This window comes from Pectobacterium peruviense (genome assembly GCF_002847345.1).
Taxonomy (GTDB): Bacteria; Pseudomonadota; Gammaproteobacteria; order Enterobacterales; family Enterobacteriaceae; genus Pectobacterium; species Pectobacterium peruviense.
In genome coordinates, this window is sequence record NZ_LXFV01000025.1 from 55,722 (window position 1) to 68,622 (window position 12,901).

7 protein-coding genes and 1 pseudogene are annotated in these 12,901 nt (G+C 52.7%); 1 reads left to right on the forward strand and 7 read right to left on the reverse strand.

The window, feature by feature from the left end:
• Positions 1-23 precede the first annotated feature (23 nt).
• Positions 24-1,376 (reverse strand): 23S rRNA (uracil(1939)-C(5))-methyltransferase RlmD, encoded by a 1,353-nt coding sequence (gene rlmD, locus A0G03_RS17130; protein ID WP_048262018.1) that lies wholly within the window; start codon positions 1,374-1,376, stop codon positions 24-26.
• 115 nt (positions 1,377-1,491) lie between these two features.
• Between rlmD and barA the strand changes: the two are divergent.
• Positions 1,492-4,277 (forward strand): annotated as a pseudogene (barA, locus tag A0G03_RS17135) (two-component sensor histidine kinase BarA).
• 433 nt (positions 4,278-4,710) lie between these two features.
• On the opposite strand, the gene A0G03_RS17140 reads toward barA, so the two are convergent.
• The 6 genes from A0G03_RS17140 to A0G03_RS17165 form a co-directional block, all read right to left on the reverse strand.
• Positions 4,711-5,856, reverse strand: coding sequence for a glycerate kinase (locus tag A0G03_RS17140; RefSeq protein WP_048262020.1), 1,146 nt, complete (start codon positions 5,854-5,856; stop codon positions 4,711-4,713).
• 176 nt (positions 5,857-6,032) lie between these two features.
• Complete coding sequence (gene garR / locus A0G03_RS17145) at positions 6,033-6,947, reverse strand: 2-hydroxy-3-oxopropionate reductase (protein WP_277814064.1); 915 nt, start codon at positions 6,945-6,947, stop codon at positions 6,033-6,035.
• Positions 6,948-7,007: 60 nt separating this feature from the next.
• Positions 7,008-7,778 carry a 2-dehydro-3-deoxyglucarate aldolase gene (gene garL / locus A0G03_RS17150; protein ID WP_048262024.1) on the reverse strand — a complete coding sequence of 257 codons (771 nt, stop codon included), beginning with the start codon at positions 7,776-7,778 and terminating at the stop codon, positions 7,008-7,010.
• A 69-nt stretch (positions 7,779-7,847) separates the two neighbouring features.
• Entirely contained in the window at positions 7,848-9,188 is a 1,341-nt protein-coding gene (gene gudD / locus A0G03_RS17155) for a glucarate dehydratase (protein ID WP_047710022.1), read from the reverse strand.
• Between the two features lie 37 nt (positions 9,189-9,225).
• Positions 9,226-10,578 carry an enolase C-terminal domain-like protein gene (locus tag A0G03_RS17160; RefSeq protein ID WP_048262027.1) on the reverse strand — a complete coding sequence of 451 codons (1,353 nt, stop codon included), beginning with the start codon at positions 10,576-10,578 and terminating at the stop codon, positions 9,226-9,228.
• Positions 10,579-11,182: 604 nt separating this feature from the next.
• Positions 11,183-12,535 carry an MFS transporter gene (locus A0G03_RS17165; RefSeq protein ID WP_048262029.1) on the reverse strand — a complete coding sequence of 451 codons (1,353 nt, stop codon included), beginning with the start codon at positions 12,533-12,535 and terminating at the stop codon, positions 11,183-11,185.
• Between the last annotated feature and the right edge of the window lie 366 nt (positions 12,536-12,901).

A 12,901-nucleotide genomic window follows, 5' to 3' on the forward strand; every position in this document is an offset into this window, starting at 1 on the left:
TGCAAACGACGTGGCTCTGCTACTTATTGCGCTTTCCGCGTGCCGGTATCGTGCAAAAACAGTGCCATCGATTCAAGGTGTCCGGTATGTGGAAACATATCCAACATCGCGACATTTGCCAGCCGGTAACCGGCTGCGAGTAAGACTTTGCTGTCGCGTGCTAGCGTCGTGGCGTTACAGGAAACATACACCACCCGTTTCGGTGCCAGTTTGGTTATCTGCTCCATCACGCCTGCTGCGCCAGCACGTGCCGGATCAAGTAATATCTTATCAAAACCCTGAGCCGCCCACGGCTGCTGCGTGACGTCATCCTCAAGATTTTGGTGAAAAAATGTGACATTGGACAGGGCATTGCGTCGGGCATTCTCGCGCCCTTTTTCGACTAGCGCGGTAACCCCTTCCACACCAACAACGCTGGCGGCACGCTGTGCCAGCGGCAGCGTGAAGTTGCCCATGCCGCAAAACAGATCCAATATTCTATCCTGTGGTTGCACATCCAGCCACGCCAGTGCCTGCGCAACCATCTGCTGGTTCACCGCGTCATTGACCTGAATGAAGTCACGCGGGCTAAATGCCAGCGTCAGCCCGGCGACGTGATAAACCGGTTCCTCACCGTGCAAACACGTCAGCGAGTCAGCATCCGGTGCCAGATAAACCGAGACACCCTGTCTCTGGGCAAAATCACGCAACGTCTGTTCATCCGATGGATGCAGTGGATCAAGGTGCCGCAGCACCAGTAGCGGACCGTTCTCCGCCTGCACCAGTTCCGCATGCCCAAGGCGTTTCACCGCTTTTAATCGGCTCAGGCATTCACGTAACGGTTGCAGTAGCGCGTCAAGCTCAGGGCGCAACACCGGACAGGCTTTGATATCCACGAGATCGTGAGAATTTGACTGCCGATAGCCCATAAACAATCGCTGCTCTTTTGCATGAAAGTATAACGCAAGCCGCGCACGCCTCCGATAGGCATAAGGTGTGCCAGCAATGAGCGACGCAGCGGGCAGTTCAACGCCTGTTTCTCGCGTCATCATGCGCATCAACGCCGCCGTTTTACTGCTCTGTTGCAGAGTAATTTCTGCATGCTGCTGCTGACAGCCGCCGCAGCGGGTAAAATGAGGACACTGCGGCTCAACGCGCTGTGGGCTAGGCGTCAGTAGGCGTTTAAGTTTTGCGTGTGAAAACTGACGTTTCTCTTCCGTCAGTTGGACCTCAGCCTGCTCTCCCGGCAGCACACCTGTGACAAACACTGTCTTTCCTTCGTGACGTGCGACACCTTGCCCAAATGGGTCAAGTGACTCGACCGTGACAGTGAGGTTTTTCGCTGGAACCGCTTTCCGGGTCGTCACACGCCGGTTTGGAGAGTAGAATTGCGCCATAATGTACTATCGATTGATCTCTTGAGTTGAACGGCTGTACTCGAATTATTTAAGGTATAACTAAATTAAATAATAGGGTGCCTAGCATCCTCTAATTCTCCCACATTGGAACCTCATGACCAAATACAGTCTTCGTGCACGGATGTTGATACTGATTTTGGCACCGACACTTATGATCGGGCTGCTGCTCAGCTCGTTCTTCGTCATCCATCGTTACAATCAGTTGCAGGCGCAGTTGGCCGATTCAGGCACCAGCATCATTGAACCACTAGCGACCATCAGCGCTTACGCGATTACCCACCGCCAGATGGACACGATTCCTGCGTTAATCAATACGCTTCATCGCCGCCACTCCGCGATTATTCGCACGATTAGCGTGTTCGATGCTCGTAATCAGCTACTGGCTACGACCAATGTGCGCAACAACGTGGCATTACAGCCACTCAGCAGCGATGCACCTTCGTACAATAAGCTGCACCTGCACTACACGAATGATACGTTGGTTCTGCACATGCCGATCGTCAATGACAGCGAATTCATGCCTGGCGGGGCGACGCCCGTGCTGCCACACCTCTCGGTTATCTGGTGATTGAGCTGGATACCAGCGCCATTCGGCTTCAGCAGTATCAGGAAATCTTCATTGCCGCGCTTCTGCTGCTGCTCTCTTTGGGTGCCGCTGTCGTCTTCGCTTATCGTCTGATGCGAGATGTCACCACCCCAATCCGCAATATGGTGGATACCGTCGATCGTATTCGCCGTGGGCAGTTGGATAGCCGGGTAGAAGATTACATGCTCGGCGAGCTGGATATGCTGAAAAACGGCATTAACTCGATGGCGATGTCGCTAACTGCCTACCACGAAGAGATGCAGCAAAATATCGATCAGGCGACCTACGATCTGCGGGAAACGCTGGAGCAGATGGAGATCCAAAACGTCGAACTGGATCTGGCTAAGAAACGGGCGCAGGAAGCAGCACGCATCAAATCTGAGTTTCTGGCAAATATGTCACATGAACTGAGAACGCCACTGAATGGCGTGATCGGTTTCACCCGTCAGACGCTGAAGACCCCGCTGAACACGACACAGACTGATTATCTGCTCACCATCGAACGCTCCGCCAATAATCTGCTGAATATTATTAACGATGTGCTGGATTTCTCAAAGCTAGAGGCCGGAAAGCTCGTGCTGGAAGATATTCCATTCTCCCTGCACAGCACGCTGGATGATGTAGTGATGTTGCTGGCGCATACAGCACATGAAAAGGGGTTGGAGCTAACGCTCAGTATTCAGAATGACGTTCCCGAACAGTTTGTCGGCGATCCGCTGCGGATACAGCAAATCATCACCAACCTGCTGGGCAACGCGATTAAGTTCACCGAACAGGGCAATATCGATATTCGAGTGGAGAAGCGTAGGCAGGAACATCATCAGGTCCAGCTTGAGGTGCAAATCCGCGATACCGGCATCGGCATTGCCGAGTTGCAGCAGTCACAGCTGTTTCAGGCTTTCCGTCAGGCTGACACCAGTATTTCACGTCGTCATGGCGGAACAGGGCTTGGGCTGGTCATTACTCAGCGTCTGGTCAAAGAGATGGGGGGCGATATCAGTTTCCAGAGCCAACTCAACAAAGGGTCGACCTTCTGGTTCCACATCACGCTGCCGCTCAATCCCCACACCATACCGACCGAGCCGGCCTATACGATGCTGCAAGGTAAACATCTGGCCTACGTCGAGTACCATCCGATTGCTGCACAGGCCACGCTGGATATCCTGAGCCAGACGCCGTTGATGGTGAGCTATAGCCCGACGTTTGAGCAATTGCCGGAAGGTGATTTTGATATCCTGTTGCTCGGAATTCCCGTGCAATATCGCAATACGCTGCTCGACTACACGCCCAGACTGCGCGATATCTGCCGCCGTGCCCCTTGCGTGATTTTGGCGCTGCCCAGTCTGGCGCAAATGGATGCCGAGCAGTTGAAAACCTTCGGTGTGCATGCCTGCCTGAGCAAACCGCTCGCCGCATCACGCCTGCTGCCCTTGCTACAGGACAGCACGTTGTTCCAGCTCTCTTTTCTGCCGGACGCGACCACATCTCACCAGAGCGTCGTCCGCCATCCAGCCCGTCTACCGCTGAGCGTGATGGCGGTGGATGACAACCCAGCTAACCTGAAATTAATCGGTACATTGCTGGAAGAACAGGTCGATACGATTATCCTGTGCGAAAGCGGAACAGACGCGATTTCACAGGCAAAAATGCATCAAATCGACGTTATCCTGATGGATATTCAGATGCCGGGTATGGACGGCATTTGCGCCAGCGAGCTGATTCGCCAGATCCCTCATCATGCTACCACGCCGATCATCGCAGTGACCGCGCAGACCATGACGGGTGAACGTGAGCATTTGCTGCGCTCGGGTATGGATGATTATCTGGCTAAACCGATAGACGAGCAGATGCTGAAAAGCGTGCTGACCCGCCACGCGCGGAAAGATCCGTTGAAGCGCGACCGAGGAAATATTGCGGGTTTGCTGAACGAGCACGACGATAGCCAACTCTCACTCGACTGGGCGCTGGCGCAGCAACAGGCGGCAAACAAGCCAGAACTGGCGCGTGACCTGCTGCAAATGCTGTTGGATTTTCTGCCGGAAGTTCGGCAGAAGATAGAAAATGTGCTGAATGGTCAGACGGATGACGAGATTATCGAGCTGGTTCATAAACTGCACGGCAGTTGCAGCTACAGCGGTGTTCCACGTCTGAAACGCATCTGCCGCTATTTGGAACAACAGCTACGTAACGGTGTTCACGCCAGCGATCTGGAACCCGAATGGCTGGAGCTGCTGGACGAGATCGATAACGTGAACAAAGCCGCACAGCCGCATATCACCCCCCGACTCCCGTAAGCGCTGTCTCTTCGTCGCAAATACAGGAGAACATCGTGGGTTTTGCCGTTATCGGGCGTAAAAAATTATGCTGAGGAGATAGCTGGCTTAGGATGAGCCGCAGGACGCGGCGAAAGCTTGCGCCACGTCGGACAAAAACGTCAGAGACGTTTTTGAACAGCACTCGTGCTGGCCCGAAGGGTGAGCCCCATTTATGGGGCGAGTAAACGTGTCGCAAGCGGTCCGTTAAGCCGGATATCGACGAAGGTACCGCGTTAGCGGCATAATTTCCGCCGAAAGCCTGGGGTCACGGGGCGAGCGGCGTGTGAGCCGTCCCGTGTCGGGCGCGTGCTGCGAAGTAGCATGAAATAGCCGTATTGTGGCGCACGAAACCGTCTCTCAGTCTGCATAGAAATGTGTATAAATACCAAACACCATCGCATCACGATGGCGCTCAGCGCGATACTGACTGCGCCAGTCGGATCGTGGCAGCGATGTTACGCGCCGTCATTCGCACATTCTCTGCCGCATTATCCAGCGCTTCTTCTAGTGAGCAGATGTTGTAAAGCACGCTGAATACGGCATCCAGACCATGTTCATGCACCACCGCGACATCTGCCGTCAGGCTGCCTGCAATACCAATAACTGGTTTATTATACTGTTTGGCGACGCGCGCCACACCGATCGGCACTTTGCCATGAATCGTCTGGCTGTCGATACGCCCTTCCCCGGTAATCACCAGCGTGGCATCTCGTACCAGTTCATCCAGACCCAGTGCTTCCGTAACAATCTCAATACCCTGACGAAGTTCAGCGCCGCAAAAGGCCTGTAGCGCCGCCCCCATCCCACCCGCAGCACCCGCTCCGGGAACGTGTTCCACATCCATGTCCAGGTCGTGACGAATCACCGCCGCATAATGCTTCAACGCATTATCCAACTGTTCGATCATCTCCGGCGTTGCACCTTTCTGAGGGCCAAAAATAGCCGATGCACCCTGTTTCCCCGTCAACGGGTTGGTCACATCGCAGGCCACTTCAAAACGGCAGCTTTTAATACGTTCATCCAGCTCGCTGATATCAATGCTGGCAAGCTTATCGAGTTCACCACCACCAAAACCAATCTGTTCGCCCTGCTTATCCAGCAACTTCGCGCCCAGCGCCTGCACCATGCCCGATCCGCCATCATTGGTTGCGCTTCCGCCAATCCCGATGATGCAGTGCCGAACGCCGTGATCCAACGCGCAGCGAATCAACTCGCCCGTGCCATAGCTCGTGGTCTTTAACGGATTACGCTGTTGAGAAGGCACGCGTTCCAGACCACTTGCCGCTGCCATCTCAATAAAAGCCGTTTTTTCATCGCCAGACAGGCCAAAGAACGCATCAATGTTATCGCCTAACGGCCCTGTCACCTTAACATTCACAATCTTGCCATCAGTCGCAGCGACCATGGCTTCAACTGTTCCTTCCCCACCATCTGCAACGGGCAATTTGACATAGCAGGCATCGGGAAATATTTCACGAAATCCCTTTTCAATCTGCGTGGCAACCTCTTGTGCAGACAGGCTTTCTTTATAAGAATCCGGTGCGATCACTATTTTCATAAACGATCCGATTTCATCAACGTTCCGATTGCATCAATAATCCGCGCGCTCATGAAATAGCGCTTATACCCACCCGCTTTCAGGGCAGAGATCCTGAAATCTCTTGGGTAGATCAGAATGATTATCTGCCAGTCGGCTGGCACACGGTGCCAGCCTCGTGACTATCGCTTCACGGGTTATCTCGTGACTTCTACTTTAGCCAGCTTCTCGTAGTAACACGCCAGTGCGCTATGGTCGGCCGATCCCAGATCGTCCGCTTTCAACGCCTGCATCATTTCCATCACCGCCGCCGTTAACGGCAACTGTGCGCCCACGCCGTGTGAGGTATCCAGCGCATTCGCCAGATCTTTAATATGCAGATCGATGCGGAAACCTGGCTTAAAGTTACGGTCCATGACCATAGGCGCTTTCGCATCCAGTACGGTGCTGCCCGCCAGTCCACCGCGAATCGCCTGATAAACCAGATCGGGGTTAACGCCTGCTTTCGTCGCCAGTACTAGCGCTTCAGACATGGCCGCAATGTTCAGTGCCACAATCACCTGATTCGCCAGTTTGGTAACGTTGCCCGCACCGATATCACCGGTATGTACAACGGAACCTGCCATTGATTTCAGAATTTCAAAGCAGCGGTCAAACTGTGCTTTGTCACCACCGACCATCACGGACAGCGTGCCGTCGACCGCTTTGGGTTCACCGCCGCTGACCGGTGCGTCCAGCATGGCGATCTCTTTCTCCGCCAGCACAGCAGCAATTTCACGGCTGGCAAGCGGTGCGATTGAACTCATATCCACCACAATGCTTCCGGCACGCGCACCTTCGATGACGCCGTTTTCGCCCAGCACCACCTCTTTAACGTGTGGAGAGTTAGGCAGCATGGTGATGATCACGTCGCTCAGCTCCGCAACCTGTTTCGGCGTTTCAGCTGACGTCGCACCTGCCGCAACCACTTCCGCGACGGCTTCCAGATTTCTGTCCATCACGACTAATGAGTAACCTGCTTTCAGCAGATTTTTACTCATCGGTTTTCCCATAATGCCCAGTCCAATAAAACCAATTTTCATCGCCCTAACCTCATTGTCTGATGTAGATATCACTTCAATTCACGATGGCGCCGTCTCATGACGGATCCGATTCGCAACGGAATCACTGAATCACTTTTTGTATTTGTCGCTCAGCGCCTGTGTCGCGCTGCGGAATACGCCCAGATCGCTGCCTACCGCGACGAAGCTTGCACCCCATTCCAGATAGCGACGCGCATCGGCTTCAACCGGTGCCAGAATGCCGCACGGTTTGTTATGTGCCGCCGCGCGGTCGAAGATGTGGCGGATTGCCTTCTGCACGTCAGGATGGTTAGGCTGACCGAGATAACCCAGCGCCGCCGACAGATCGCTCGGGCCAACGAACACGCCGTCTACGCCGTCAACCGCGATAATCGCATCCAGATTGTCGAGGCCGTCCTGACTTTCGATTTGCACCACGACGGTAATGTTGTCGTTAATCTTGGCGAAATAGTCCGGTTCGGTGCCATAGCTGTTGCTACGATGCGCCACGGAAACGCCGCGAATACCCGCTGGCGGATAACGGGTGGAAGCGACCGCACGCGCGGCTTCTTCTGCCGTTTCCACGAAGGGGATCAGGAAGTTATTGAACCCGATATCCAACAGCCGCTTGATGATGATCGGTTCATTGCACGGTGGGCGGACAACAGGCGCGCTGTGGCTGCCTTTCAGCGCCATTAGCTGAGGAATAAACGTCACGATATCGTTAGGCGCGTGTTCTCCATCCAGCACGAGCCAGTCGAATCCCGCCAGCCCCAGCACTTCAGTTGAAATCGGGTTGCCTAGCGCACACCAGCAGCCAATCAGCGTTTTCCCCTGTAACAAATCTTGGCGAAAACGGTTAGGTAACAGCGGAGTCTTCATTTTTTATCCTCAGTCATTCCAGCGCCGCTTACCTGAAGCGGCGCGCTCAAAAAACGGAAAAGCAGAACGTTAGCGAACCAGACACGGACGTTTATTATCGAACGTCCACTCAGGAATAAGGTACTGCATTCCCATTGCATCGTTACGTGCGCCTAATCCCATGTTTTTATACAGTTCGTGTGCTTTCATTACCTGATCCATATCCAGCTCGACGCCCAGACCTGGTTTCTTCGGCACTTCCACCATGCCACCAACAATCTGCAACGGTTCTTTCGTCAGGCGTTGGTTGCCTTCCTGCCAGATCCAGTGCGTATCAATCGCCGTAATCTTGCCCGGTGCCGCGGCGGCAACCTGAGTAAACATGGCCAGTGAAATATCAAAGTGGTTATTGGAGTGAGAACCCCAGGTTAAGCCCCATTCGTGGCACATCTGCGCCACACGTACGGAGCCTTGCATCGTCCAGAAGTGCGGATCGGCCAACGGAATATCGACCGATTGCAGCGAGATGGTGTGGCCCATTTGTCGCCAATCGGTGGCGATCATATTGGTCGCGGTAGGCAGACCAGTCGCACGGCGGAATTCAGCCATCACTTCACGACCAGAGAAACCTTGTTCCGCGCCGCACGGATCTTCTGCATACGCCAGTACGCCGCGCAGTTGTTTGCCCAGACCGATGGCTTCATCCAGCGACCAGGCACCGTTCGGGTCTAGCGTGATACGTGCCTGCGGGAAACGTTTAGCCAGCGCAGTCACTGCTTCGGCTTCTTCGCTACCGGCCAATACGCCGCCTTTCAGTTTGAAATCATTGAAACCGTATTTTTCATACGCGGCTTCAGCAAGACGCACGATGGTTTCTGGTGACAGAGCCTCTTCGTGACGCAGACGGTACCAGTCGCACTTCTCATTCGTCTGGCTCTGGTAAGGCAGATCGGTTTTATTACGATCGCCGATGTAGAACAGATAACCCAGCATTTCTACCGCATCACGCTGTTGACCATCGCCCAGCAGCGAGGCCACGCTGACATTGAGGAATTGCCCCAGCAGATCGAGCATTGCGGCTTCTATTCCCGTGACGACATGGATGGTGATACGCAGATCGAACGTCTGCAAACCGCGTCCAGAGGAGTCGCGGTCAGCGAACTGTGCGCGCACTGCCGTCATCACGTTTTTGTATTCGCCTAGCGTTTTACCCACCACCAGCGCGGCAGCATCCTCCAGCGTCTGGCGGATTTTCTCACCGCCGGGAATTTCACCGACACCAGTATTCCCGGCGTTATCTTTCAGAATCACAATGTTGCGAGTGAAATAGGGTGCATGTGCGCCACTCAGGTTGAGCAGCATACTGTCGTGACCTGCAACCGGAATAACCTGCATGTGGGTAATAACCGGAGTTGAATTTTGCAACGTCATTTTCTTATCCTTATCTCTCTAATTTTTCTATGTAGGGTTAGCGGCCAAAAACCGGGCGTTTACGATCAAACTTCCAACCTGGGATCAGGTACTGCATGGCGACAGCATCATTACGAGCCCCGTTCGGTAATTTTTTGTACAGATCGTGGGCTTTCATGACCTGTTCCATATCCAGCTCAATCCCCAGACCGGGGCGCTCTGGCACCTTAATTTTACCGTTGACGATTTGCAGCGGCTCTTTGGTCAGGTGCTGCCCTTCCTGCCAGATCCAATGTGTATCAATCGCCGTCGGGTTACCTGGCGCCGCCGCACCCACGTGCGTGAACATCGCCAGAGAAATATCGAAGTGGTTATTTGAATGGCAGCCCCACGTCAGGCCCCACTCATCACACAGCTGGGCGACGCGCACCGCACCGTGCATCGTCCAGAAATGCGGATCGGCCAGCGGGATATCGACCGCCTGCAACATCACGGCATGGTTCATTTCGCGCCAGTTGGTGGCAATCATGTTGGTCGCAACTGGCAGCCCAGTTGCACGGCGGAATTCCGCCATCACCTCACGGCCGGAGAAGCCTTGCTCGGCACCGCACGGGTCTTCCGCATAGGTCAGAATGCCCTTCATGTCTTTGCACAAATCTATCGCTTCATCCAGCAGCCAGGCACCGTTTGGATCGACGGTAATACGGGCATCTGGGAACCGTTTTTTCAGCGCCTTCACGGCATCGATTTCTTGCTCACCGGGCAACACGCCACCTTTGAGTTTGAAATCTTTGAATCCGTAGCGGTCAGTGGTGGCTTCGGCAAGACGCACAATCGCCTCGCTGTCCATCGCCTGCTGGTGACGCAGGTGATACCACTCGTGTTTGCCTTTTTCACCTGATACTTTCTCACCGGATAAATAAGGTAAATCCGTCTTCGTGCGGTCGCCGATATAGAACAAGTAACCGAGCACAGTGACTTCATCACGCTGCTTACCCGGCCCCAGCAGTTCGGCAACGGGGACACCCATAAATTGCCCCAGCAGATCGAGTAGTGCTGCTTCGAGAGCCGCCACCGCATTCACGCGCAGCTCAAACGTCCAGGCACCCTTGCCGAAAGAATCAAAATCAGAAGATTGGTTGCCGACATGGATGTCATGAACCAAACGGTTCATCCGGGCTATTTGTTCGCCTTTCACGCGGGGAATGGCATCGACCAGCGTGTTGTAAATGACTTCACCTCCGGGCGCTTCACCAACACCGGTATGACCGGCGCTATCGGTTAAAATCACGATATTACGAGTGAAGTAAGCACCGTGTGCACCACCGATGTTCAGCAGCATGCTGTCATAGCCCGCAACGGGAATGACTTTCATGTCAGTAATTACAGGAGTCGCTGAAAAGTTTGCCATTACAGGCTCCCGTCATGGATAGAGCGCACAGGCTTGACGCTTAGGTTTCCGATGTTTGCCAAAACGCAGGTGTGCGCTGAGGCAGGTGAAAATAATTCAGTCATACAGAAATAAAAAACAGATGGTGCACCAGTAGATGATTTCATGTTGTTTTCCTACTTTATTAGCGCGACCTTGTTTTTACTCTGATTTGAAATGAACAATGCTTGTAGGGTTATCAGAATAAAAACAGGTATAACTACCTTAATACCGGAATAAAACGATTAGGAAAGCAGTGTCGTAATCCGTGCCGCCTTACCAACCTCAGTAAAAAGTATAAGTTTTCTTATTTCACAACTCATTGGGCAATAGCACAGCATTCCCTGTCGAAATGCAGATTAAATATGTCATTATCACAGGCCAATGGGAGGTGTTTCACGAAAACCGGGAAAAGCAAATTTCTGCCTTATAAACACCGGAATACGTACCATTGGCACCCGATTTCGAATAGGTAAATCCCTACTTTCCATGACATAAATAAAGGGCAAAACGCTGCGCCATCAGTATGACGGCACAGCGTTTTGTGTTACTGCCTACATGCAGATTAATGCTGTAGCGAATGGCTTTAATTATTAACGAATGGCTTTAATTCAATACGTTTAATATCTTGCACAATGAACAGGTAGCTGGCGATGGCAACCATCGCATGGACACCGACATACACCAGAGCACCATTGAAAGAACCGGTCATTCCGATGATGTAGCCAATTGCAATCGGCGTCACGATACCAGACGCATTACCGAACATATTAAACAGCCCACCACTTAACCCACTGATTTCTTTCGGTGCTGTATCAGCCATAACCGCCCAGCCCAGCGCACCAATGCCTTTGCCGAAGAAGGCAGCAGACATCACCGCAATGACGACCCACTCGGTTTCAACGTAGTTACAAATCACCATCGACATGGAGAGCAACATACCGAGAACGATAGGTGTTTTACGGGCAAAGGTCAGTGAATTGGTCCGGCGCATCAGGTAATCGGAAATGATGCCGCCCAGAACGCCGCCCACAAAACCGCAGATAGCAGGCACCGAGGCAACAAACCCCGCTTTGAGGATCGACATACCTCGCGCCTGAACCAAATAAAGTGGGAACCAGGTGATGAAGAAGTAGGTCAGTGCGTTAATACAATATTGGCCGATATACACACCAAGCATCATGCGAGACTGCATTAATTGCTTGACCTGATGCCATTTTTCACCCTTCACGGCCGCTTTCTTCGACCCTTTGGCGTCCATATTGATCAGTGCGCCACCGGCTTCAATATAATCCAGTTCAGCCTGATTCACGCCTGGGTGATCTTTAGGATCGTGGATCACTTTCAGCCAGACAAAGCTGAGGATGATACCTAATCCACCCATGAACCAGAACACGTGCGCCCAACCTACAGCGTGTACCAGCCAGCCCATGATAGGGGCGAAGATCACGGTCGCAAAGTACTGAGCCGAGTTGAATATCGCGACGGCCGTTCCACGCTCTTGTGCGGGGAACCAGGCAGCCACAATTCGGCTATTTCCCGGGAAGGAAGGTGATTCACACAAACCGACCATAAAGCGCAGGAGGAACAGAGAAATGACAATGCCCGCACCGCTGAAGATATCGACAAAGCCTTGTAATAAGGTAAAAATCGACCAGGTGAAGATACTGTAGAAGTAGACTTTCTTTGAGCCAAAGCGATCGAGCAGCCAGCCTCCGGGTATTTGACCAATAACATATGCCCAGGAGAACGCAGAGAAGATATATCCCATCCCCACCGCGTCCAGCCCAATTTCCTTAGACATTGCTGAACCAGCAATGGACAAGGTCGCACGGTCTCCATAGTTAAATGACGTGACAATAAACAACATCACGACAATCCAGTAGCGGGCGTTTGTTCTCTTTTGTATCGCGCCAGCTGCTGAGCTTACTGTATTCATGATGAACTCCTGCTTCAATCGCGGTTCGCTCATTCATTCCGAATAACAGATAACGGTGTAGGGTTATCAGAATGAAGATCAGTGGATATCCCCGTCATACTTCAAGTTACATGTGTGTTGGCTGCGTTCACTCACCCGAATCACTTACCGGAGTAAGTTCATCGGGACTCTTTCTCTTGCCGCCTACCTGAAACTCGAATTATTTAGGGTATAGTAAATTCCCATTTTTATTTTTTTTGCGAATAGCCAGGCTATATAGCATCAGAGTAATTAGCTGACATCTTCAACTCGCAGGAACATTATAATTTTTACCTGCTGGCCACTCACTAGATAAAAGCACAACATTAAAAATGTCCTTTGGAATAT

What these genes read in the sequence shown, in the direction of transcription:
- rlmD (WP_048262018.1), bottom strand. Translation starts at nt 1,376, where the DNA reads ATGGCGCAATTCTACTCTCCAAACCGGCGTGTGACGACCCGGAAAGCG.
- A0G03_RS17140 (WP_048262020.1), bottom strand. Translation starts at nt 5,856, where the DNA reads ATGAAAATAGTGATCGCACCGGATTCTTATAAAGAAAGCCTGTCTGCA.
- garL (WP_048262024.1), bottom strand. Translation starts at nt 7,778, where the DNA reads ATGAAGACTCCGCTGTTACCTAACCGTTTTCGCCAAGATTTGTTACAG.
- gudD (WP_047710022.1), bottom strand. Translation starts at nt 9,188, where the DNA reads ATGACGTTGCAAAATTCAACTCCGGTTATTACCCACATGCAGGTTATT.
- A0G03_RS17160 (WP_048262027.1), bottom strand. Translation starts at nt 10,578, where the DNA reads ATGGCAAACTTTTCAGCGACTCCTGTAATTACTGACATGAAAGTCATT.
- A0G03_RS17165 (WP_048262029.1), bottom strand. Translation starts at nt 12,535, where the DNA reads ATGAATACAGTAAGCTCAGCAGCTGGCGCGATACAAAAGAGAACAAAC.